Genomic DNA, 22,567 nt, shown 5'->3' on the forward strand with positions numbered 1-22,567 from the left:
GCGCTCGGGGCACCGGTGAAGACCCCCGAACCAATCCGCATGGTCCACGGGATCAGAGGATTCCCCGAGAACACCTCCAACCAGCGACCATCCGACAGACGAAGCGCGGGATCAGCAGCCGTCACCCGACTCTGGGGCACCACCTCCACCACACACAACCCCACCAACCCGGCCACGAGGTCCTCCACCCCCGGAGTCGACCACGCAAAGGCGAGCGTCCCATCCGGGTTCACCACCCGCCACCCAGGACTGGCCGAGAAGTACCACGCCTCACCCAACAGTCGAAGTCCCCACGATGCAGCTGCCGTTTCCGAGATCCTCAACACACCAACCTCCCCGAGCCGATCCGCCAGCTGCACCACCACGGGAGATCCAGGTTTCGGCCCCGAAGCAGCCTGCTCAATCATCTGCGGGAAGGTCTCCGCCATCTCCTCGAAGGTCACCCCCAAGGCCCATGATCTGTCCGAAGGCCAGCCCATCACCGGACCAAGCTCCCGAAGCCAAGCCACGAACTCATGGAACTCCCCCTCATTTTCAGGCGTCAACCCGAATGCTCCACCCGAGGAATCCGAATGTGAGTCATCCAACCTCTCAACCACGTCAACGAACTCGTCACGATGCGCGACGAGATACTCCACAGGCATCGCCCTCAAAGCCCGCATGACCGCCAACTCAGCCGACGCAGCCATCACCGTCGGCATATCGCAAAACATCTGAAAGCCCTTCACAAAACATCACTCCTACGGCGGATAACCATCAAGCGGGATGTGAGCTCCCGCCTTGTCCGAGCTGAAGGTCCCCCACGTCCCATCTGTTCGGAATTTCAAATTATTAGCATCAGTAATCGTTGCGGTCGGATTGTTGTGGGAATAGTAACTCGGATCAGCATTGGGGTTGGGGCCATGCCCATGGACTCTGAAACCTCCATCCTGATACCGGAACCCATCGGGCAGATCAGCAGTGGATGCCCATTGGTTCGGGAGCCCTCCTTGAGTCGCCCATGCGTCGATATCCGCATAGTCCATCCTACCGCCGTTGACCAGTTCACTCGGGTCCGCTGGACGTGTAGTGAAACGCCCTGTGTCGACGTCACGCCACCGTGAGACGTTGTCATCCCACGTGCAGCTGTTGTGGACCAGAACCCACGTCCCCGCTTCGGTGGCCACGTGGTAGTTGTGCAGGCCCTCGACCTCGATGTTGTACACCGTTTGACGACGGCCTGTGAACTGGATGCTCTGCACCACCACCTGGTCGCCGTCCGGGGTCCGCAGCCGGTCGCCCTCGTGCAGTTCCCCTGCCGGGGTGAAGCCGCGACCCTCCACGTAGAACGGGTGCGTCGCCGTGGTGGTGACCTCGCCCTGCTCGGTCCTCACCACGAGGGTTTCGACATCCTCATGGACAAAGGTCCGCGACACCTTGGCTGCTTCATTCGTCCCGGTCTCGGCGTTGAAGGCCATCACCTCGTCGCCGACGGCCACGTCCTGGATGGCCCTCGACGTACCGTCGGCCATGAGCACGGCCGTGTCCTCGGCGAAGCAGCCGTAACGGGCCACATCGGAGACATGGGCCAGCGCACCGCCACCGCCACCCAGCACAGCTCCGGTGGCGGCACCCTGACCGGTCGCAGCCAGGAAACCATTCACCGTGAGCGGCTGACCGCTGGTCAGATACTCCATCCCGCCGGAGAAGCCGCCGTCCAGGCCACCCTGGATCGCGCCGGTGAGTACGTTGCGGCCCAGGCAGGACGTGACGCCTGAGGTCATCCTCGCCGCCGCGGCTGCGGCGCCACCGCCGACCAGGCCGGTGACCGCACCGACGGCCCCATCGACGGCGACCTTGCCCCAGTCGACGCTGCCGTTGGTCGCCTTCTGTGACCAGATCGACGATCCGGCCCCCATGGCGGCCCCCGCGATCATCGCCGCCCCGATCGGACCGCCGATACCGGTGCACATCACCGCGACGCCACCCACGATGAGAGCTCCCGCGACGATGTACTCCCAGTTGTTCGACACCCAGTCGCTCGCGGCGGCCGCGGCGTTGCCGAGCGCCCCGTTGTTGGAGTCGCGATAGGCCTGCAGCTCGGCCTCGGTGATGGGCCGGAGCCCCTGGGGATCGGACTGGTTGATGGGGTCGTTGCCCGCGAACGAATACGGGTTGCCCGCCCATCCGGCCGCCGTCACGGGCGCCAACGGGTCGGTGGACAGGAAGCCGCGCGTGGCCGGGTCGTAGGCGCGGGCCTGCATCCACTCCAGGCCACCGATGTTCACCCCGCCCATCGACGTCACCGACGTGCCCTGCGGCAGCCCCGCCCCGGGGAGGTCCTGGGCCAACCCCCACGGCATGCCCCCGGTGTCACGCCCCTGGGCATCCGGCATCACCCACGCGGCATCCTCGCCTCCGCCCGCGGTCAGAGCCGTCGCCGCGAGCGCATTGACCACCACCGTCGCGCCGATCTGGGCGACGGATGCGGCCGCCGACGCCGAGTCCCAGTGGACGGGGGTGTCGTTGATCCGGGCCAGCTCACCCAGCGCATCCACCTGGAGGCGCTGCGTGGCCGTCAGCATGCGATCACCGTCCGGACGAACCGCCGTGATGCGGGCCAGGAAACCCTGCGGATCCCATCCGAAGAGCCGCTCCCCGGCAGGCCCGCGCTCACGCACCCGCCGACCCGCCCCGTCGTAGGCGTACTCGGTGCGCGACCCGTCGGGGGCCGTCGCCACCAGCAACTGGCCCCCGGCGTCGTACTCGTAGCGCGTGGTGTCACCATCGTTGGTCTCGGCAACCAGCCGCCCGTTCGCGTCCCACTCGAAGTGGAAGCTGGCCCCCTCCGAGGTCCTCCCACCGGTCAGCTGCCCCGCATCGTCGTAGGTGTACTCGGTGCGCAGGCCGTCACGGACCTGCGCCAGCACCCGCCCATCCGCATCCCGTTCGATGCGGGTCACCTGCAGGAAGCCGCGCCGGTTCATCCGGTGCTCCACCACCATCCCGTCCGCGTAGGCCCACGTGGCGTGCAGGCCATCCGCGGCCAACGACACGACCCGGCCCAACGCGTCGCGCTCCAGCACCGCGCGGCCCACCCCCGGATGCTCCAGCGCGGCCAGACGCCCGTTGTCGTCGTACTCGTAGCTCGTGATCGAGCCGTCGGGCCGTTCCAGTGTGGTGCGACGGCCGTTCGCGTCGTAGGTGTAGCGCACACCCACGCCGTCGCGCAGCCGCGACAGCAGCTGCCCGGTCGTGTTCCACACCAGCCCGTGCACCGTTTCACCCTCGGTGATCCGCATGGTGCGGGCCGCGGGATCCCTCTCAATGGTGCTCAGCACCTTGCCGTCGGCCAGGGTCATCGACCGTCGGCCACGCTCGTAGCGCCACTCCAGGAGACGCCCATCCGCATCCACCCGTCGCACCGGCCTCCCGGCGGCGTCGTAGGAGTAGCGGGTCACCCGACCCAACGGATCCGTCTCGGTGAGGACCCGCCCCAGCTGGTCGTGGGTGCGTTCCGTTCGCCCACCGAGCGGGTCGATCGTCGCCACGCGCTGCCCGAGCTCGTTGTACTCGAACCGGGTCACACCGCCCAACGCATTCGTCGCCGCGACGAGCTGGCCCGCGCGGTCGTAGCTGAAGGTGCGTCGACCGTTCCACGGATCCCGCATGCCGACGATGCGTCCCGCCGCGTCGTAGCGGAACCGCACCGTACCCCGGCCGGGTTCGATGCGCTCGACGATGCGCCCACACGCATCGAAGGTGGTGAACACCTGCTCGCCGCTCGGCCAGCGCTCCGCGACGACCCGGCCGTCCGCGTCGCGCGTCACCTCGTAGCGCTGCCCGCCGGTGCTGACCGTGGCGGCCCACCGTCCCGCAGCGTCGTACTCGTAGCGGAAGGTGCGTCCCATCGGCTGGGTCACCGCGACCACCCGGCCCGCAGCATCGCGCGTGATGCGGGTCACCCCACCATCCGCATTCACCGACTCGATGACGCGCCCGCAGGCGTCGAACCGTCGTGTGACGGCCTCGCCGTCGGCCCCCGCCTCGGCGGTGACACGGCCCAGCTGGTCGCGCACCACGTCGACGCGGTCGTCCCCGTCGATGAACGACAGGGGCAAACCTGCCTTGTCGGTGACCACCTCGCGGCGCACCCCCGTCGCGTCGGTCGCGCTGGTCAGGTGCCCGGTGGGGCCGTACTCCATGCGGTGGGTGCCGCCGGTGGCATCCGTGGTCTCGACCAACCGCGACAACAGGTCGTAGCCGAAGGCCCAGGTGGACCTGTCGGGCAACTCGACGGCGGTCAGGCGCCCCAGGTCGTCGTGGCTGGAGGTGACGGTGCGGCCCAGGGCGTCCGTGGTGGCGTGCCGCTCACCGTCGTCGCCGTACTCCATCACGGTCCGCGCACCCGTGGGGTCGATCATCGCGGTCACCCGGCCCGCCGCCGAGTGCTCGAACCGCGTCGTCGCGCCCGCCGGGTCGGTTCGGGAGATCAGCACACCGGTCATCTCGTCGTAACGGTAGGTGGTGCGGTGACCGAGCGGGGTGATCGCCGCCACGACCCGACCCGCGGCGTCGCGCTCCAGACGGGCGGTGTTGCCCAGCGCGTCGGTGGTGGCGATCAGGTCGCCGTGCTCGTCATGGGTGAATCTGAGCTGAACTCCGGTCGGATCGGTCGCCTCGACCAGCAACCCGCGCTCCCACGTGAAACGGGTCTCGCCCCCGCTCGGGTCGACGGCGAGCGATGGGTTCCGATCCTCCCCGGTGTAGCTGTAGCGGGTCACCGCACGGGCGCCGCCGGCCTCGACGCTCACCTCGGTGACACGGTCCCGGTCGTCGAACACGTACTCGTGACGGGCCCCGCTGGGCAGCACCTCAAGGGTGCGGCGCCCTCGCTCGTCGTACGCCCTGACGGTGGTCGAGCCGTCGCGTTCCGTCACGATCACCGGGTTGCCGAAGCGGTCATAGGCCGTCGACTGGCGGTTTCCATCGCCGTCCACCACGCCCACCAGGCGCCCGCGGGAGTCGTGCAGCCACGTGTTGGCGCGGGAGCCGTCGCCGTCGGCGACCACGGTGACCTGGTTGGTGACGTAGGAGAAGTGGGTGGTGCGGCCGTGCTGCGACACCTGGGTCGTCACGCGCCCCTGCTCGTCGTAGGTGTTGGCCGCCTCGACGACGCCGTCGGCATCGGTGACGGTCGCGATGAAGCCATCGTCGTTCCAGCCGTAGGAGCGGACACCTCCCGGCCCCCTCGCCGCGACCAGCCTGCCGGCGTCGTCGTAGTCGTAGCGTACCTCGCGCCCGTCGGATGAGGTCACCGCGACGATGCGCTCCCCCGCCCAGTCGATGGACAGGGACCGTCCGAAGACGTGGGTGAGACGAATCAGCCGCCCGTCACGTCGTCGCTCCAACGTCACGCGGCTGCTGGGGCCAGCATCCACGGCCAACACCGCACCCGCCGCGCTCAACTCGAAGGCGAGACCCGTGTTGGTGGAGATCCGATGGCCGTCCGGCGTCGTCTCCAGCCAAAGGTTCTCCCCGACGGCGCGACCCCAGCCCGCTCCCTCCCGGGGGAAGACCACGACGCGGCCGTCCGGCAGCCTGAACCGGGCCGTGTCGTCACCGAACTCCAGGCCACACTCGGCCCAGGACGACCAGCCGGGGCCGAAGGCGCCCGCGGCGGAATCCATCGAGTTGTACATGCGCGACCACACCAGCGACGCCGCCGGGCCGGTGAATCCCAGGTCGGTCTCGCTCTCCAGGAAGTTCCCCGTCGCGGTGTTCACCGGGTCGTTCGCGTACCCCGTCGTGGGTGGGGAACCGTAGGCCGTCGGCGGATCCACCTGGATGTCGGTGCGGCTCTCGGCGATCCCGGCGCTCTGCAGAGCGGCGCTGATCGCGGCATCCGGCAGGGTGATGACCCCTTCGCCGCCTGCGCTCTCGAAGGCCTGGGCCACCACATCGGCCCATTGGGCGTCCTGCCCGTTGGCGGTCAGCCACGCCGAGAAGGCGCTGATGACGCCGCTGGCATCCAGGGTGGCCCACGAACACGACGTGGCGAAGGAGGAACAGTGCGTCGTCAAGGTCCCCGGGTACGAGGCGAGTTCCTCGTCCGCGCTCCGCGTCGAGGTGGCGAAGCCCCGCAGCTTCTCGGGCCGGGCCGACGACGTGCCTCCGGTGTGGCCGCCACCCGAGCCGGGCGCGGGCGTCTCGGGCTGCCTGGGGGTGGGGGAGGTGACGGACTGGCTCGGCCCGGTGTCGGTCAGATTCGTGACCGGCGGGTCCTCCTCGCCGAACAGGCTGTCCCAGAACTTGTCCCACCCGTTGCGGTTGGCCAGCCGCTCGGCCCATGCCCTGGCCTGGGCCCGACGTCCGTTCTCCTCGCGGGCAGCGGTCTCCAGCTCGGACACCTTCGTCGCGACCAACTTCAGGTTGGTGACGATCTCGTCCAGGTCCGCCAGCTGCTGGGTGCCGTTGTCGGAGAACACCTGGGAGAAGTGCCCCTTGAAATCCGTCAACCCGTCCGTCCGGTAGGTCGAGCGTGAACCACGCTGCCCCTCCAAGGCATTGGCCGCGTTGGTGAAGGCCGTCCGCAACGACGCCGAGACCCCGAAGTCGTACTCGACGTCAGGCATGCCCGCGATCTGCCCCAAGGAAGAAGACGTGACCGAAACCATCGTGCCCCCTCTGTGAATCACCACCCTGCCCTGCTCCAGCAGAGCGCTGTTCCTGAGTGTAGTTGAGGATGGGTCACCTCCCTTGGGACGCTGGAGAATCCGTCACTGACGTCCTCGCCCCTTCCAAGGGCCCCGTGTACATTGGAGACACGATGATCCTCGTGCAGGGGTCGCCAAGGTCAAGCCGGAACCGCCAACAGGTGTTCACCCGAGAGGGAAGCCCCTTGGGGCCCCTGCACGAGGATCAACTCCGTTCACACAGCTGCGCCACGACCCCGAGCCTGTCGAGCAGCAGCGCCTCGGCCAGGGCCGCCTTGGCGAAGTCGCCGAGGTCCATCGACTCGTCGATGCCGTGCATCCGGGAGGTGGGGTCCGTCACCGCCGTGACCAGGACGAGGGCCCCCGGGTTGCGCTCCGCGAACTCCGCGACGATCGGGATCGAGCCGCCGCAGCCCATCTCGACGGCGTCGGTGCCGAAGGCCTCACGGAAGGCGGCCCGGGCGGCCTCGGCGCGCTCGTCGGCGAGGCCGATGCGGCTCGGCGCCCCCGACTGGCCGCCGCTGATCTCCACCCGGGATCCCCACGGGGCGTGGGTGCGCAGGTGTTCCTCCAGCGACGCGGCCGCCGCCTCCGGGTCCTGACCTGGCGGGATCCGCACGCTGACCTTGGCACGGGCCGACGGGATGAGGGTGTTGGAGGCCTCGGCGACGGGGGTGGCGTCGATGGCCAGGACCGAGGCCGAGGGCCGGAACCACATGCGTTCCACGACGGAGCCGTCGCCGATCTGGCTCACCCCCGGAAGCAGCCCGGTCTCCTCCCGCAGCCTCGCCTCCGGGTACTCCAGCTCCGGCCCAGGGGCGGTGACGAGACCCTCGATGGCGACGTTGCCCGCCTCGTCGTGGAGCGTGGCGAGGAGCCGGCAGAGAGCCGTCAGAGCGTCGGGCACCACTCCCCCGAACTGGCCGGAGTGCAGCCCCTGCTCCAGGGTCGAGACGGTGACCTCGCAGTCGACGACGCCGCGCAGCGTCGTGGTGAACGACGGCTTCCCGACCTCCCAGTTCACGGAGTCCGCGATGACGAAGACATCCGCGGACAGCTCGTCGCGGTACCGCTCCAGCAGGGTCGGCATCGAGGGGGAACCGATCTCCTCCTCACCCTCGATGAACACCTTCACGTGGACGGGGAGCTGGCCGTTCAGCACCCGCAACGCCGCCAGGTGCACGGCGATCCCGCCCTTGTCGTCAGCGGAGCCGCGCGCGTAGAGCCGCCCCTCACGCTCCTCGGGGGAGAAGGCCGGCGACGTCCAGGCGTCGGGGTCCCCGATCGGCTGCACGTCGTAGTGGGCGTACAGCAGCACCGTCGGGGCCCCCTCCGGGCCGGGGAAGTCCGCCCACACAGCGGGCTTGCCCCCACCGTCGAGGATCCGCACCTCCACCGCCCCCGCCTCGCGCATCCACTCCGCGACGAGATCCTTCGCAGCCAGCACGTCGTCGTCGTGCTCGGGCATGGACGAGATGGAGGGGATGGCGATGAGTTCGTGAAGGTCGGCGATGACGGAGGGCAGCACCTGCTCCACGTTCCAGGCGAGATTGGTCATGGGGTCACTCTATTGCCCCGGAAAACCGGAAGGCCCACCCCCTTGAAGGGGGTGGGCCTTCCGGGCAACGGAGAGTGGATCAGCCCTTGACGGCACCGGCGGTGAGGCCGGAGACGATGTACTTCTGCAGGTACATGAACAACAGGATGATCGGGATGGCCGCGATCACCGCGCCCGCCGCGAACAACGACCACGGGGCGTTGCGCTCGTCGGAGGCCCACACGTACAGGCCGACCGCGAGGGTGTAGTCCTCGGGACGCTGCAACACGATCTTCGCGAGGATGAAGTCGCCGTAGGTGCCGACGAAGGACAGCAGGCCCACGACCGCGAGGATCGGGGTGACCAGGCGCATGATGACGCCCCAGAAGATCTGGGCGTGGGTGGCGCCGTCGATCCGGGCGGCCTCGTCGAGCTCCTTCGGGATGGTGTTGAAGAAGCCGTACATGAGGAACGTGTTCGCCCCGAGCGCCCCGCCGAGGTACACCGCGATGAGGCCGAGCGGGGAGCCCAGGCCGAGCGGCGGGTAGATCTCCTGCAGCGTGAGCAGCAGGAGGTAGATGGCGATGAAGGCCAGCATCTGCGGGAACATCTGGATGATGAGCAGGGCCGTCAGACTCGCACGACGCCCCTTGAACCGGAACCGGCTGAACGCGTAGGCCGCGGAGGCGGCCATGAGGACCGTCCCGATGGCCGTGACCCCGGAGATGTAGAAGGACCGGAGCATCCACTTGGGGAAGTCCGTGGCCATCAGCTCACCGTAGTTCTGGAAGGAGACGCTGCGGAACAGCTGGTTGGATCCCGTCAGGGTGCCGCCCGGGTTGAGGGAGGCCGACAGGACGTAGAGCAGCGGGAACACGCAGAAGACGATCACCAACACGGCGACGAGGTGCTTCCACCCCACCGTCTTCCACCAACGAAAATCGAGAAGTCCCAGGTTCTTGTTCATCACAGCACCTCCTCGAGCTTGCGGGTCTGGCGGAAGCCGAGCCACGAGATGAGTCCGACGACGACGAAGATGAGGATCGACAGGGCCGAGGCCAGGCCGAACTGCTTGGTCCCGGACTCGAACGAGATCGAGTAGACCATGGAGATGAGCAGGTCCGTCTCACCGATGAGCACCGGCGCACCCGGGAAGTTCGGGCCACCGCCGGTGAGCATGTAGATCAACGCGAAGTTGTTGAAGTTGAAGGCGAACGACGCGATGAGCAGCGGAGCGACGGAGACGAGCAGCAGCGGCAACGTGATGTTGAAGAACCGCTTCACCGCACCGGCGCCGTCCATGATCCCGGCCTCCTTCAACTCGGCGGGAATGGCCTGGAGGGCACCCGTGCAGACCAGGAACATGTAGGGGAAGCCGAGCCACAGGTTGACGAAGAGGATGGCCAGCTTCGCCAGCAACGGATCCGACAGCCAGCCGATCTGGGCCCCGCCGAGGAGGACCTGGTTGATGAAGCCGAAATCCTTGTTGAGCATGCCCCGCCACACCAGGGCCGCCAGGAACGCCGGGAAGGCGTAGGGCAGCAGGAAGATGGCGCGGTAGAAGGTGCGACCCCTCACCCGTTCGTCGTTGAAGACGACGGCGAGCACGAGACCGAACGCGAAGGTGGTGAGCACCGAGAGGATCGCGAAGGCGAAGGTCCACAGGGTGATCTTGATGAACGGCCCGGTCAGGCGCGAGTCATTGAAGACCTCCGTGAAGTTCTTCGTCCCGACGAAGACCCGCCAGCCGGGCTGCAGCTCGCTGCCGTCGGCGGCGATGAAGGCTCCCTTGGCCGGGTCGGCTGTGTAGACCTTGCCCTCGGCGTCGGTGAAGGTGTCGGCCGCCTCGTCGTAGTCGAGCACCGACTTGGCGATGTAGGCGAAGGCCGCGGTGTCGGTGCGGAGCCAGCCGTCGTCGGGGTTGTCGCTCAGGCTGACCCGCAGGTCGAGGACCGCCTGTTGCTGCTGCTGGATCTCGGGCAACGGCAGGACCCGCCAGCCGGGCACCTCGGTGACCTTGTCACCGTTGGCCTTCGCGTCGGGGACCTCGGCCAGCGGCTCCTTCTGGGTGCCGACCTGCACCTTGCCGTCACGCACGACGGCGAAGCCGAGGGCGTCGTCCCCGCCCCCGTCCCTGCTGACGACGGCGACGGGGAACGTGTCCGTCCCATCGACGCGCCGGTCGGAGGTCTTGGCGATCTGTGTGATGGCGACCTGCTTGGTGTCGTTGTGCCCGTCCCCGTAGTTCGTGAAGGCGACGAAGGCCGTCGAACCCATCGCGTACAGCTGGTAGACGATGAGGAAGACCAGCCCCGGCACCAGGTACTTCGCCGGGATGGCGCGCTTCGAGAAGTAGACGTAGTCGGCCACGACCAGGGTGACCGCCAGGAAGGAGAGGACCCACCACTGCTGTTGGGCGGCGGCGGTCATGATGCCGAAGATGCCGAAGGCATTGACGAGGCCCATGAGGACGAGCTTCACGTAGAAGCCCGGGCGCGAGAGGTCGCGCGCATGGGAGAGCTGCGGCTTTGCAGACGATGTGGTCACGATGAGTTCCTTGGGGACCAGGAGACCTCCGTGGGGACGAGGCCGTCCCCACGGAGGTCACTGGATCACTTCTTGATCTTTTCCTGGATGTTGGTGATCATCTGCTGCCATCCGGCCACCGGCTCGACGGAGCCGTCGATGATGGCGAGCTCACCAGCACCCCAGAACTCCCAGACGGCGCCCATCGCCGGGATGGAGGGCATCGGATGCCCCTTGGCACCGGCGTCACGGAAGCCCTTCAGGAGCTCGTCGTCGATGGACGAGGCCAGCGACTCGACGGCGGGCAGGCGACCACCCTCCTCGTGAAGGGTCTTCTGTGCCTCCTCACCCGCCATGTAGGTGAGGAACTGGTTCGCGAGCAGTCCGTTGCTGGACTTCGAGGACAGGAAGATGCCCTGGACGCCGACGAACGGCGCGGCATCCTGGCCACCCGCCGAGGGGATGGGCAGGACGGTGATGTCCATACCACCCTCCTTGAACTCCGCGGCCCACCACGGGCCGGTGATCATGTAGGCCGACTTGCCGTCGACGAAGGCCTGCTTGGCCTGGTCGCCACCGACGGAGGCGGACAGCACCTTGGCGTCGGCGAGCTTCTTCACGTAGGCGGCGAAGGCCTCACCCTCCGGGCCACCCATGCCCAGCTCGGGGACGTACTCGCCCTTGTCGTCGGTCTTGAACACCGGCGCACCGAAGGACGACTGGATGGGGTAGAGATGGTAGGCGTCACCCTTGTCACCCTGCTGCAGGACGACCGGGAGGTCGGGCGTGAGGCTGGTTCCCTGGGCCACCAGTTCGTCGAAGGTGGCGGGGGTCTCCTGGGCCAGCTTGTTGTTGCGGACCAGGGCGATGTTCTCCACGGCGTAGGGGACGCCCATCAGCTGGCCGTCGTGGGTGAAGGCCTTGGTGGCGACCTCCGAGAACGCGCCCGACTTGTCACCGAGCTCGACCGGCGAGATGACACCGTTGGTGACGAGGTCACCCATCCAGTCATGGGCGCCGACGATGAGGTCCGGTCCCTGGCCGGAGGGGGCCTGGGCGATGAAGTCGGTCTTGATGTCCTGCGACGGCTTCTGGACGACGTCGAGGGTGACCCCGCTCTCGGCCTTGAAGGCCTCGCCGACCTTCTTGAAGGCGTCGATGCGGGTCTCGTCGACCCAGACGGTGAGCGTGCCGGCATCGGCGGGCGCGCTGTTCTCCATGGCCGCCGAGCTGGCGGGGCCGGACGAGGTGGTGGATGGGGTGCCCGAGCCGCAGGCGGCCAGGGCCAGGCTGAGACCTGCACCCACCAGGGCGAGGAGGCTCCTACGCATATCTACTCCTGTTCGGATCGGCGACGACGCCGACGTCTTCGGTTGCGAAAAAATTGTATCAACCCTTGCAGCAACTTGCAGAAAAAATTTTGCAACTCTTTGATAACATCACTTTCTCAGGAACACCGGACCAACGGAGGTGGCGATGAGCGGACGACCACGGATGTCGGACCTGGCCAGCCACGCCGGCGTGTCCGTCGCGACGGTCTCCAGGGTGCTCAGCGGGAAGTCGGGCATCAGCGCCGACACCCGCGAGGCGGTGCTCAGGGCGGTCGCCGAGCTGGACTACGTGCCCACCCGCACCCCGCAGCGTTCCGGACTGATCGGGATCTTCGTCCCGGACCTGACCAATCCGGCCTTCGCGCTCTTCGCCGAGCAGCTCGGCGCCCTGCTGCTCCAGCACGGCCGACGATGCGTCGTCGCCCATGCCGGTTCGGCCGGCACCAGTGAGGCGACCGCCCTCGACACACTCCGTGACCTGGAGGTCGACGGCGTGCTCTCGGTCTCCGGTGCGGCCGACACCGAGGCCAGCACCGAGCCCCATGAACGGTTCCTCGCCACCGGGGCACCGATGGTGGTCATCAACGGTCACGCCCCCATCCTGTGCACCCGGTTCATCAACTGCTCCGACGAGGAGGCCATCAGGTCCCAGGTGGCCCATCTGCAGACCCTGGGACACGAACGCATCGGCCTGGCCATCGGCCCGAGGCGCTTCGTGCCGTCGCAGCGCAAGATCGCAGCATTCCTGGCTCTCGGCTTCCCCGAGGACTCGGTGGCTCGCACCATCTTCACCGCCGAGGGTGGACAGCTGGCGGCCCGTCGACTCATCGACAGTGGTCACACCGCCATCGTGTGCGGCTCCGACATCATGGCGCTCGGTGTGATCCGCGAGGCCCGCTCCCAGGGGCTCACCGTGCCCGGCGATCTCTCGGTCATCGGCTTCGACGACTCCCCGTTGATGGCCTTCACCGACCCTGCACTGACCACGGTGCGACAACCCGTCCAGGCGATGTGCGACGCTGCGGTCTCGGGACTGCTGCGGGCCATCGACGGCGAGCCCCTCGACGGGACTGAGCTACTGTTCCACCCCGACCTCATCATCCGACAATCGACAGGACCCCAGGCATGACCCAGACCCAGTGGTGGCGCGACGCCGTCATCTACCAGATCTACCCCCGCTCCTTCGCCGACAGCAACGGCGACGGCTACGGCGACCTGCCCGGGGCGATCTCGAAACTGCCGTACCTCAAGGAGTTGGGGGTGGATGCGGTGTGGCTGAGCCCGTTCTACCTCTCCCCCATGGCCGATGCCGGCTACGACGTCGCCGACTACCGGGAGGTCGATCCGCTGTTCGGTCAGACCGCCGACGCCAAGCGGCTCATCGACGAGGCCCACGCCTTGGGCATCCGGGTGTTCATCGACCTCGTGCCGAACCACACCTCCGACGCCCACGAGTGGTTCCAGGCGGCGATCGCGGCCGAGCCGGGCGCGCCGGAGCGGGAGCGCTACCTCATCCGCGACGGCAAGGGCGAGGACGGCGAGCTGCCACCGAACAACTGGAAGTCGCTGTTCGGCGGCCCCGGCTGGTCGCGGCTGCGTCGCCCCGACGGCACCCCGGAGCAGTGGTACCTGCACATGTTCGACGTGCACCAGCCGGACCTCGACTGGGACTCGGAGCAGGTGCGCCAGGGCTTCGACGACATCCTGCGCCACTGGCTGGACCTCGGCGTCGACGGGTTCCGCGTCGACGTCGCCCACTCCCTGGTGAAGGAGGCGGGGCTGCCCGACGAGGTGGAGGAGTCCCAGTTCATGGAGGGCGACCTCGGCCCGATGTGGGACCAGGAGGGGGTCCACGACATCTACCGTCGCTGGCGGAAGGTCCTCGACGAGTACGAGGGCGATCGCGCGATGGTCGCGGAGGCGTGGGTGCCGAAGCCGGAGCGGCTCGCCCGTTACGTGCGCCCCGACGAGATGCACCAGGCCTTCAACTTCGACTTCCTTTCCTCGGCCTGGGATGCGGCCAGCTACCGGGAGGTCATCACGACGACGATGGCCGCGAACGAGGCCGTCGGGGCCCCCACGACGTGGGTGATGAGCAACCACGACGTGGTGCGTCACGCCTCGCGGCTGGGTCGGGAGGACACCTCGAACACCGAGGGGATCTCGGTGCGCGACCCGCAGCCCGACAACGAGCTGGGGCTGCGGCGCGCGAAGGCGTCGACGCTCATGATGCTGGCGCTGCCGGGCTCGGCCTACCTGTACCAGGGTGAGGAGCTGGGGCTCCCCGAGCACACCGCCGTCCCCGACGAGGTGCGTCAGGACCCGATCTGGGAGGGCACGAAGCACGAGAAGGTGGGTCGCGACGGCTGCCGCATCCCGCTGCCGTGGGTGGCGGACGCCCCGGGCCTCGGCTTCGGCCCGTCGGAGCGCACGTGGCTGCCGCAGCCGGAGAGCTACCGGGCGCTGGCCGCGGATCAGCAGGTCGGGGTGCCGGGGTCCACGTGGACGATGTACCGGGAAGCCCTGAGGCTGCGTCGCCAGTACGGCCTGGGGACGGGGCGGATGACCTGGGAGGAGGCCCCGGAGCACGTCGTCTGCTTCGACAACGGCGAGATCCGCGTCATGGTGAACATCGGCGGCGCCCCGGTGCCGCTGCCGGAGGGCGAGGTGCTGCTGGCCAGCACGGAACTCGAAGGCGAGCTGCCGACGGACGCGGCCGTGTGGGTTCACAAGCCCATCGACTGAGACCTCGCCGACCCGCTTCCAGCGGGCGCGAGCGCGACATCCGCCACCGGCCCGACCGGCCGAGCCCGCCTCCCCGCTCCAGCGGACACGAACCGCCGTTCTGCTTCGGCTGAAACGCGCTCCGACGGAAGCAAAGCGGCGGTTCGTGCACGCCTTCTTCGGTTCACGGCGAGGGGGGTGAGGCGACGAGGTTTCCCGACGCTGGGGCGGTGCGAACCTACGAGAATCTTGCTGCGAACCTACGAGTTTTCTCCTGCGAACCCACGAGTCGGATGGCCTGAAGCCGTGACGGAACTCATCGCGCGCCACATCCTCAGGGTGGGACATGACTACGTGGAGACCTTTCCCGTCGTCGTGATCGAGGGCGCCAGGCAGGTCGGCAAGAGCACGCTGGCGGGACAGCTCATGCACGGACGCCAGGGAGCCTCCGCCACCCTGGACAGCCCGCAACAGCTGGCCCTGGCGAAGGACGACCCCGAGAGCTTCCTCCGCCAGGCTGCAGAGGGAACCCTCGTCATCGACGAGGCTTGGAGGGCGCGCGGATAGGCGCATCCACTGCGCCCGCCCCGGTGACCCCCGGCCGCGGACCTCCTCGAACGCACGATCCAGTGCGCTCCTCGTCGTCCGCCTTGCCACGAGGCCACCGTGCCGATCCTCCTGACGATCCCCCTATCCGCGCACCCTCTCACTGGCTCCGCAACTGTCAAGGGCGATCAAACTGGCCGTGGACCGGGACCGACGTCCCGGCCGATTCCTCCTGACCGGGTCCACCGACCTGCTCCGGATGCCGGGCCTCGGGGACTCGCTGGCGGGACGGGCGGTGAGCCTGCGGCTGCGCGGGTTCAGCGTCGGGGAGGTCACGGGCGCTCCCGACGACTTCGTCCCAGCGGTCCTCGCCCTACCCGATCCTCAGCCGGTCACCAGCGACTGGACCCGTTCGCGCTACGTCGAGGCCTTGGCGCTCGGCGGTTTCCCCGAGGTGCGACGGCTGAGCCCACGGATGCGATCCGCCTGGCTGAAGGGCTATCTGGATCGGGTCCTGAACCGCGATGCCGTGCTGCTGCGCGCCGGACACCAGTCAGCGCGCCTCCATTCCCTCATCCGGCTGATCGCGGCGAACCAGGGTGGCGAGCTCGTCAAGGCCCGTCTGGCGGATCAGGCCGGCCTGCCGCCGACCTCGATCACCGCGTATCTCGACGTGCTCGCCGGGGTGTTCGCCATTGAGCAGCTGGATCCCTGGTCCCCCAACCTCACCGCCCGGGAGACCGGGCGGCGGAAGACGGCCGTGGGCGGCTCCGCGCTCGCCCTGTGGTTGGCACAGTTGACGCCACGTCAGCTGGAGCCCGTCACCGCTGAACTCCTGGGCGGCCACTTCAAGGCGTTCCTCGCAGCCGAGTTGCTCAAGCAGCAGTCCTGGAGCCTGGAGGAGTTCCGGCTGTTCCACTACCGGGACCGCACGGGCATCGAGGTGGACCTCGTCGCCGAACTCGGCGACGGCACGGTGGTCGGCATCGAGGTGAAGACCTCCAGTTCCTACCGGCCGGACCACTTCAAGGGCCTCCGATTCCTGCGTGACAGGCTCGGGGACCGGTTCCGTCGCGGGGTGGTGCTGGGCATGTTCGACCGTGGTTTCCAGATCTCCGACCGGCTCATCGGCCTGCCCGCCTCCGCCCTGTGAGAACTCTCGCTCCCTCAGCGGTAGGGCAGCGCGAGCGGGGTACGACGTCGGGCCCGGCCGTGCTGGACGGCGCCCGAAGCGTCGGCCGTGAAGATGCGGGCCACCTCATGGGTGCCCTGCAGGCGACGGACCGTCTCGCCGAGACGCTCCACCTGCTGCGCCAGCGCCTCGATCTCCGACTCCAGCGCGAGGATGCGCCGGATCCCCTCCAGGTTGATGCCCTCGTTCTGGCTGAGGTGCTGGATGTGGCGGAGCTTCGCGATGTCCCGCAGCGAGTAGCGACGGCCGCGCCCCCGCGTGCGCTGCGGGACCACCAGGCCCAGCCGGTCGTAGCCGCGCAGCGTCTGCGGGTGCATGTCCGCGAGATGCGCCGCCACCGACACCGGGAAGACCGGCGCGGTGGGGTCGAAGCTCTGGGGAAGGTTCGACATCTCAGCCTCCGAACAGGGCGGCGCGCGGATCCTCCTGACCCGACTTCGCCGCGTACTCCTGGAGGGCCTCCTTGGCGGCGTCACTGAGGTGCTCGGGCACCTGGACCTGCACGGTGACCAGGAGGTCACCCATCGTGCCGTCCTTGCGTCGCACGCCCTTGCCCCGCACCCTGAGGGTCCGCCCGTTGGGGGTGTTCGCGGGGATCCGGAGCTTCACGCTGGGGCCGCCGAGGGTGGGGATCCGGATCTCGGCCCCCAGCGACGCCTCGGCGAAGGTGACCGGGACGTTGAGGGTGAGGTTGTGGCCCTGCTGACCGAACAGCTTGTGGGGTGCCACCTTCACGTCGACGTACAGGTCGCCGGCGGCGCCGCCGTTCTGGCCGGCCGCGCCCTTACCCTTGATGCGGATGCGCTGCCCGTCGGTGACCCCCGCCGGGATGCGCACGTTGACGGTGGAGTTCGACTTGCCCCGCCCCGAGCCGTCGCACTCCGGGCAGGCATCCTCGACGATGAGCCCCCGGCCACGGCAGTCCGGGCAGGGCTCGCTCATCGCGAACACACCCCCGGCCGCCGACGACTTCATACCGGTGCCCTCACAGGACACGCAGACCTTCGGCAACGTGCCCGCCTTCGCACCGGTCCCACGGCACGCCTTGCACGGCTGGTCCGAGACCGTCCGCATGGCGACCGTGGTGCCCTCCACGGCCTGCTCGAAGGTCAGGTTGACCTGGCCCTCGATGTCGGCGCCGCGTCGGGGACCCCGGTTGGAAGCGCGACGCTGCCCGCCGCCGAAGAGGTTGCCGAACAGGTCACCCAGCCCACCCTGGTCACCGCCGGCGTTGCGGAACAGGTCCTCGAAGCCCCCACCGGACTGCCCGGGACGCCCGAACCGCACCCCGGAACCGAAGAGGCTGCGTGCCTCGTCGTACTCCTTGCGCTTGTCGGGATCCGACAGGACGCTGTTGGCCTCCGAGGCCTCCTTGAACCTGGCCTCGGCCTTCTTGTCCCCCGGGTTCTGGTCGGGATGGTTCTCCCGCGCGATCTTGCGGAAGGCCTTCTTGATGTCGTCGGCGCTGGCCTTCTTGTCCACGCCGAGGACCTTGTAGTAGTCCTTATCGATCCAGTCCTTGGTACTCACTCATGGCCTTTCTTCGTCTGCGGTTCGAGGGGCCGGGGTTGTGGGCTGTCGGCCCCTCGAACCGGACAGCTCACCCTTCAGGGTTGGCGACGGCGACCCGTGCCGGGCGGATCACGCGCTCACCCAGCAGGTAGCCCTGCTGCATGACCTGCGAGATCGTGGTGACGGTGACCCCCTCCATGGGCAGCTGCATGAGCGCGTCGTGGAGGTTGGGGTCGAAGGCCTCCCCCACTTCACCGAACGCGACGAGGCCATGCTTGGAGGCGATCTTCTCGAGCTCGTCGGCCACGGCCTTGAACCCGCCGGCCAGGTCCTCGTGGGACTTGGCGAGGGTGATCGAGTCGAGCACCGGCATCAGGTCGGCGACGACGGCCTCGACCCCGGCCTGGCGGGCCAGGGCACGGTCACGGTCGACGCGCTTCTTGTAGTTGACGTACTCGGCCTGGAGACGCTGCAGGTCGGCGGTGCGCTCGGTGGCCAACGCCTCCCAGTCCGTGGCGGACTCGGTGCTGTCAGTGGATCCCGTGGTGGTCCCGGGCTCGCCGTCGGCGAGGGCCGAGGCGGCTGAGTCGACAACCGCCTCGGCCTCGGCCACCACATCCTGCTCGGGTGTGTGTTCGTCGTTCACTTGGTGTCCTCGTCCTCGACGATCTCGGCGTCCACGACGTCGTCCTGGCCGGACTCCGCGCCACCCTCGGCGGTGCCGTCCTGCTGGGCCTCCTGGGCCTTGGCCTGGGCGGCGGCGTACATCGCCTGGCCCATCGCGGCGGCCTTGGTGTTGAGGTCGTCGATGGCGGCCTTCACCGCGTCGTCGTCCTCACCCTTCAGGGCCTCCTTGAGCTTGTCGACGGCCTCGACGACGGGGGCCTTGGTGGATTCGTCGATGGAGTCCGCGTTCTCGTTCAGGAGCTTCTCGGTGCGGAAGACCAGGGCATCGCCCTCGTTGCGGCGCTCGACGCTCTCACGGCGCTTGCGATCCTCCTCGGCGTGGGCCTCGGCGTCGCGGACCATCCGGTCGATGTCCTCCTTGGCGAGGGCGGAACCGCCGGTCACGGTCATGGACTGCTCCTTGCCCGTGGCCAGGTCCTTCGCGTGCACGTGGACGATGCCGTTGGCGTCGATGTCGAAGGTGACCTCGATCTGCGGGACCGACCGGGGAGCCGGGAGCAGACCGGTCAGCTCGAAGTTGCCGAGCGACTTGTTGTCGCGGGCGAACTCGCGCTCACCCTGGTACACCTGGATCATCACGGCGGGCTGGTTGTCCTCGGCGGTGGTGAACACCTCGGAACGCTTCGTCGGGATGGTGGTGTTGCGCTCGATGATCTTGGTCATCACGCCACCCTTGGTCTCGATGCCGAGGCTGAGCGGGGTGACGTCGAGCAGCAGCACGTCCTTGACCTCGCCCTTGAGCACACCGGCCTGCAGGGAGGCACCCAGGGCGACGACCTCGTCGGGGTTGACGCCCTTGTTGGGCTCCTTGCCACCGGTCAGCTCGCGGACGAGCTCGGCGACGGCGGGCATGCGGGTGGATCCACCGACGAGCAGCACCTGGTCGATCTTGTCGACGGTGGTGTTGGCGTCCTTGAGCACGTTGTTGAAGGGGGTACGGCAACGGTCGAGGAGGTCCTGGGTCATCCGCTGGAACTCGGCGCGGGTCAGCTTCTCCTCCAGGTGGAGCGGGCCGGCGGGCGAGTGGGTGACGTAGGGCAGGTTGATGGCGGTCTCCGAGGCGGAGGACAGCTCGATCTTGGCGCGCTCGGCCGCCTCCTGGAGGCGCTGGCGGGCCATCTTGTCCTGCGACAGGTCGATGCCGTGCTTGTTCTTGAACTGGCTGACGAGCCAGTCGACGATCTTGGCGTCCCAGTCGTCGCCGCCGAGTCGGTTGTCACCGTTGGTGGCCTTCACCTCGAACACGCCGTCGGCGATGTCGAGCAGGGAGACGTCGAAGGTGCCGCCGCCGAGGTCGAAGACGAGGACGGTCTGCTCCTGGTCGCCCTTGTCGAGGCCGTAGGCGAGGGCGGCCGCGGTGGGCTCGTTGATGATGCGGTCGACGACGAGGCCCGCGATCTCGCCGGCCTCCTTGGTGGCCTGACGCTCGGCGTCGGAGAAGTAGGCGGGCACCGTGATGACGGCGTTGGTGACCTGCTCACCGAGGTAGGCCTCGGCGTCGCGCTTCAGCTTCTGCAGGATGAACGCCGAGATCTGCTGCGGACGGTAGTCCTTGCCGTCGATGTCGATCTTCCAGTCGGTGCCCATGTGGCGCTTGACGGAACGGATGGTGCGGTCGACGTTGGTGACGGCCTGGCGCTTGGCGACCTCGCCGACCAGGACCTCACCGGAGTTCGAGAACGCCACCACCGACGGGGTGGTGCGGGCACCCTCCGCGTTGGGGATGACGGTGGGCTCGCCGCCCTCGAGGACAGCGACGACCGAGTTGGTGGTACCGAGGTCGATGCCTACTGCACGGGCCATGTTTGCTCCTGGTTCTTGGTCTAAGTCAGATGAGTCCTTGAGCGGACTGCACTCAACTATGCCACTCCTCGGGTCCAGGGGCAAGCCGAAGTTGAGCCAGGGCGACTCAACCCGGGTCGGATCAGGGAAGACCCCGGCCCCACCCCACAGACTCCCCTCGCCCGACCAGCACCCACCCCACGGGCCCCCTCGCCCGACCAGCGCCCACCCATCGCAGCCCACCCCGGGCTCAACCCTCACCACCACCGAGCACGAACCGCCGCTTTGCTTCCACGAGGCCGCGCCTGAAACGTTTCAAGCCAAGCAGGACGGCGGTTCATGCCCACTCTGGGGGCACGCGACGGGGCCGAGCGAGGCCTTGGTCGCGCACCTGCCCGCCACTCTCCGGATCGCCTCGGCGCCCCGGGGCCGGGATCTCGCCTATCCCCGCCGCTTCCTGGCCTCGGGCTCGAGCCTGACGCTGACCCCACCCATGAGGTTGAAGCCACGGATGATGAGCGTGCCGTTGGAGCCGTCCCCGCGAGCACGCTTCTTGATTTCCACCCCACCCATGACGTTCGTGGACTGGTCGACGATGCGAACACCCTCGGGCACGAAGACGTCATGCCCACCCATGATGCTGGAGAGTGACAGCTCGATGGTCACGCCCGGCCCCATCACCAAGCAGGTGTGGATCTGGTTGCCGCCCATGAAGGCGAAGCTCGTCACGGTCGGGGTGTGCGCGTCGAGGTAGATGTCCTTGCCGCCCATGAAGGCGAACTCCTGGGCCGCCCTGGCGTCGGCGGCGATGACGGGGCCGGTCGGCTGGGACTGCTGAGCGACGGCGCGGGCGGCGGGGAGATCCGCCATGAGCGGGACCAGTTCGTCGTCGAACTTGGCGACGAGGCACTTCTCCTGCCGCTCGGTGAACTCCTCGTGGTCGAGCTGCCCGTCCGCGTAGGCCAGGCTGAGCACCTCGAGGACAGCGTCCCTCTCCGCAGTTCCAACACGCATCCGGCGCCGCGAGACCTCACTCATGCCCTTGAGTGTATGCACTCGACCGGTCTCCCGTGACGGTGGGCATGCACTCCCCCTGCACAACCCTCCACGACGGCAGCCCCTGACCGCGGCGGTTTCGCCTGCCTTGGCAGTGGCTCGCCTGCCTTGGGTCTGATTCGCCTGCCATTTCTGCGGCTCGCCTGTCTTGTTCGGCAGGCGAAGTCAAACAAGACAGGCGTTTCCGACCCAAGGCAGGCGAATCAGCGTGCTGAGGAGGTCGGCGGGAGGGGTGACTGGAGGATGGGCTGGTTCATTGACCGAAAACGATCAGCGCTTGGGCCAACCGCGTCGGCGCACACGGCGCCCCAACAGGAGCCACAGCCACGTCCCCAGCCCGCCCAACAGGACCCCGGTGATGTTCGGGCCGATCCCCAACACGAGGAGCACGAACCAGACAACAGCCATGCCGTGGCATCCCATGATGATGTAGCGGTCCAGTGGCTCCAGCTCGACGGCCTCACCCCGCTGGATGATGGCGAGAGCTTCGGCCCGTTTGGCGTCATAGGTGGCCTTGGCGATCTCGCCCTTGGCATAGGCGTCGTCGAGGAATTGCAGCATCTCGGGGCCGATGTCACGCGCCATCCCCGAACCTCCACTCTCATTGTCATCCGATCGGCTGAATCATAGCGATCGGCCGAGACCGCCCCGAGGCGGGCACGCAGAACCGTTTCCGTCACCCACAGGTCCTCAGCAGCCCCATTGAGGCGCCCGCCCACTGCGGCGAGGCTCGGGAGGAGAGCGGCGACGGTTGCCGCCAATGATCCCTACCCACGCTCGGGCAGGAACTCTATTCGCCCCTCAGGCGGTGAGCTCCTTCACTGCTGCCTGAATGGACCCCCGGGCCAGGGTAGGCGAAACCGAGTCGAGACGGGCGAAGCCACCACGGTCACGAATCGCCGTCCTGCTTCTCTGGGCAGCGTTGACATCGCGATCTCACCGAAGCAAAGCGGCGATTCGTGACCACCCGACACCGGCC

16 protein-coding genes are annotated in these 22,567 nt (G+C 68.2%); 4 read left to right on the forward strand and 12 right to left on the reverse strand.

Annotation, left to right across the window (positions count from 1 at the left end; translation table 11 throughout):
- The 6 genes from EII35_RS12920 to EII35_RS12945 form a co-directional block, all read right to left on the reverse strand.
- Positions 1 to 443 (reverse strand): hypothetical protein (locus EII35_RS12920; RefSeq protein ID WP_148098948.1); only part of this gene is annotated, 443 nt, incomplete at its 3' end.
- 297 nt (positions 444 to 740) lie between these two features.
- The gene (locus EII35_RS12925) at positions 741 to 6,656 is read right to left on the reverse strand and encodes a DUF6531 domain-containing protein (protein WP_125228881.1); all 5,916 of its coding nucleotides are present in this window, start codon (positions 6,654 to 6,656) and stop codon (positions 741 to 743) included.
- A 244-nt stretch (positions 6,657 to 6,900) separates the two neighbouring features.
- Entirely contained in the window at positions 6,901 to 8,253 is a 1,353-nt protein-coding gene (locus EII35_RS12930) for a dipeptidase (RefSeq protein WP_125228882.1), read from the reverse strand.
- A 79-nt stretch (positions 8,254 to 8,332) separates the two neighbouring features.
- The gene (locus EII35_RS12935) at positions 8,333 to 9,199 is read right to left on the reverse strand and encodes a sugar ABC transporter permease (RefSeq protein WP_125228883.1); all 867 of its coding nucleotides are present in this window, start codon (positions 9,197 to 9,199) and stop codon (positions 8,333 to 8,335) included.
- Positions 9,199 to 10,779, reverse strand: coding sequence for an ABC transporter permease subunit (locus EII35_RS12940; RefSeq protein ID WP_260465128.1), 1,581 nt, complete (start codon positions 10,777 to 10,779; stop codon positions 9,199 to 9,201). Before EII35_RS12940 ends, EII35_RS12935 begins: the two co-directional genes overlap by 1 nt.
- A 65-nt stretch (positions 10,780 to 10,844) precedes the next feature.
- Positions 10,845 to 12,089 carry a sugar ABC transporter substrate-binding protein gene (locus EII35_RS12945; protein ID WP_125228884.1) on the reverse strand — a complete coding sequence of 415 codons (1,245 nt, stop codon included), beginning with the start codon at positions 12,087 to 12,089 and terminating at the stop codon, positions 10,845 to 10,847.
- Between the two features lie 145 nt (positions 12,090 to 12,234).
- Here EII35_RS12945 and EII35_RS12950 point away from each other — a divergent pair, with 145 nt between their 5' ends.
- The 4 genes from EII35_RS12950 (at position 12,235) to EII35_RS12965 (ending at position 16,512) form a co-directional block, all read left to right on the forward strand.
- Positions 12,235 to 13,218, forward strand: coding sequence for a LacI family DNA-binding transcriptional regulator (locus tag EII35_RS12950; protein WP_125228885.1), 984 nt, complete (start codon positions 12,235 to 12,237; stop codon positions 13,216 to 13,218).
- On the forward strand, positions 13,215 to 14,834 hold the full coding sequence (locus EII35_RS12955) for a glycoside hydrolase family 13 protein (RefSeq protein ID WP_125228886.1): 1,620 nt from the start codon (positions 13,215 to 13,217) through the stop codon (positions 14,832 to 14,834). The genes EII35_RS12950 and EII35_RS12955 overlap by 4 nt, the downstream gene beginning before the upstream one ends.
- A gap of 285 nt (positions 14,835 to 15,119) precedes the next feature.
- Positions 15,120 to 15,380, forward strand: a complete 261-nt coding sequence (locus tag EII35_RS12960) for an AAA family ATPase (protein WP_185744330.1) — start codon at positions 15,120 to 15,122, stop codon at positions 15,378 to 15,380.
- Positions 15,381 to 15,534: 154 nt separating this feature from the next.
- Positions 15,535 to 16,512: an ATP-binding protein gene (locus EII35_RS12965; protein WP_395858251.1), complete on the forward strand. Its 978-nt coding sequence runs from the start codon at positions 15,535 to 15,537 to the stop codon at positions 16,510 to 16,512.
- A 14-nt stretch (positions 16,513 to 16,526) separates the two neighbouring features.
- Here the strand turns inward: EII35_RS12965 and EII35_RS12970 are convergent, their stop codons facing one another.
- From EII35_RS12970 to EII35_RS13000, 6 genes are all read right to left on the reverse strand, one after another.
- Positions 16,527 to 16,943 carry a heat shock protein transcriptional repressor HspR gene (locus EII35_RS12970; protein ID WP_125228889.1) on the reverse strand — a complete coding sequence of 139 codons (417 nt, stop codon included), beginning with the start codon at positions 16,941 to 16,943 and terminating at the stop codon, positions 16,527 to 16,529.
- Between the two features lies 1 nt (position 16,944).
- Positions 16,945 to 18,081 carry a molecular chaperone DnaJ gene (dnaJ, locus tag EII35_RS12975; RefSeq protein WP_125228890.1) on the reverse strand — a complete coding sequence of 379 codons (1,137 nt, stop codon included), beginning with the start codon at positions 18,079 to 18,081 and terminating at the stop codon, positions 16,945 to 16,947.
- Between the two features lie 70 nt (positions 18,082 to 18,151).
- The gene (locus EII35_RS12980) at positions 18,152 to 18,709 is read right to left on the reverse strand and encodes a nucleotide exchange factor GrpE (RefSeq protein WP_125228891.1); all 558 of its coding nucleotides are present in this window, start codon (positions 18,707 to 18,709) and stop codon (positions 18,152 to 18,154) included.
- Positions 18,706 to 20,553 (reverse strand): molecular chaperone DnaK, encoded by a 1,848-nt coding sequence (gene dnaK / locus EII35_RS12985; RefSeq protein ID WP_125228892.1) that lies wholly within the window; start codon positions 20,551 to 20,553, stop codon positions 18,706 to 18,708. Before dnaK ends, EII35_RS12980 begins: the two co-directional genes overlap by 4 nt.
- A gap of 420 nt (positions 20,554 to 20,973) precedes the next feature.
- Positions 20,974 to 21,570, reverse strand: a complete 597-nt coding sequence (locus EII35_RS12995) for a DUF1707 SHOCT-like domain-containing protein (RefSeq protein ID WP_125228894.1) — start codon at positions 21,568 to 21,570, stop codon at positions 20,974 to 20,976.
- Positions 21,571 to 21,858: 288 nt separating this feature from the next.
- On the reverse strand, positions 21,859 to 22,173 hold the full coding sequence (locus EII35_RS13000; protein ID WP_125228895.1) for a hypothetical protein: 315 nt from the start codon (positions 22,171 to 22,173) through the stop codon (positions 21,859 to 21,861).
- Positions 22,174 to 22,567 lie beyond the last annotated feature (394 nt).

The sequence above is a fragment of the Arachnia propionica genome (genome assembly GCF_003932785.1).
Taxonomy (GTDB): Bacteria; Actinomycetota; Actinomycetes; order Propionibacteriales; family Propionibacteriaceae; genus Arachnia; species Arachnia propionica_B.

Coding starts and splice junctions, on each gene's coding strand:
- EII35_RS12970 (WP_125228889.1), bottom strand. CDS start 16,943: ATGTCGAACCTTCCCCAGAGCTTCGACCCCACCGCGCCGGTCTTCCCG.
- dnaK (WP_125228892.1), bottom strand. CDS start 20,553: ATGGCCCGTGCAGTAGGCATCGACCTCGGTACCACCAACTCGGTCGTC.
- EII35_RS12925 (WP_125228881.1), bottom strand. CDS start 6,656: ATGGTTTCGGTCACGTCTTCTTCCTTGGGGCAGATCGCGGGCATGCCT.
- EII35_RS12955 (WP_125228886.1), top strand. CDS start 13,215: ATGACCCAGACCCAGTGGTGGCGCGACGCCGTCATCTACCAGATCTAC.
- EII35_RS12935 (WP_125228883.1), bottom strand. CDS start 9,199: ATGAACAAGAACCTGGGACTTCTCGATTTTCGTTGGTGGAAGACGGTG.
- EII35_RS13000 (WP_125228895.1), bottom strand. CDS start 22,173: ATGGCGCGTGACATCGGCCCCGAGATGCTGCAATTCCTCGACGACGCC.
- EII35_RS12950 (WP_125228885.1), top strand. CDS start 12,235: ATGAGCGGACGACCACGGATGTCGGACCTGGCCAGCCACGCCGGCGTG.
- EII35_RS12930 (WP_125228882.1), bottom strand. CDS start 8,253: ATGACCAATCTCGCCTGGAACGTGGAGCAGGTGCTGCCCTCCGTCATC.
- EII35_RS12995 (WP_125228894.1), bottom strand. CDS start 21,570: ATGAGTGAGGTCTCGCGGCGCCGGATGCGTGTTGGAACTGCGGAGAGG.
- EII35_RS12945 (WP_125228884.1), bottom strand. CDS start 12,089: ATGCGTAGGAGCCTCCTCGCCCTGGTGGGTGCAGGTCTCAGCCTGGCC.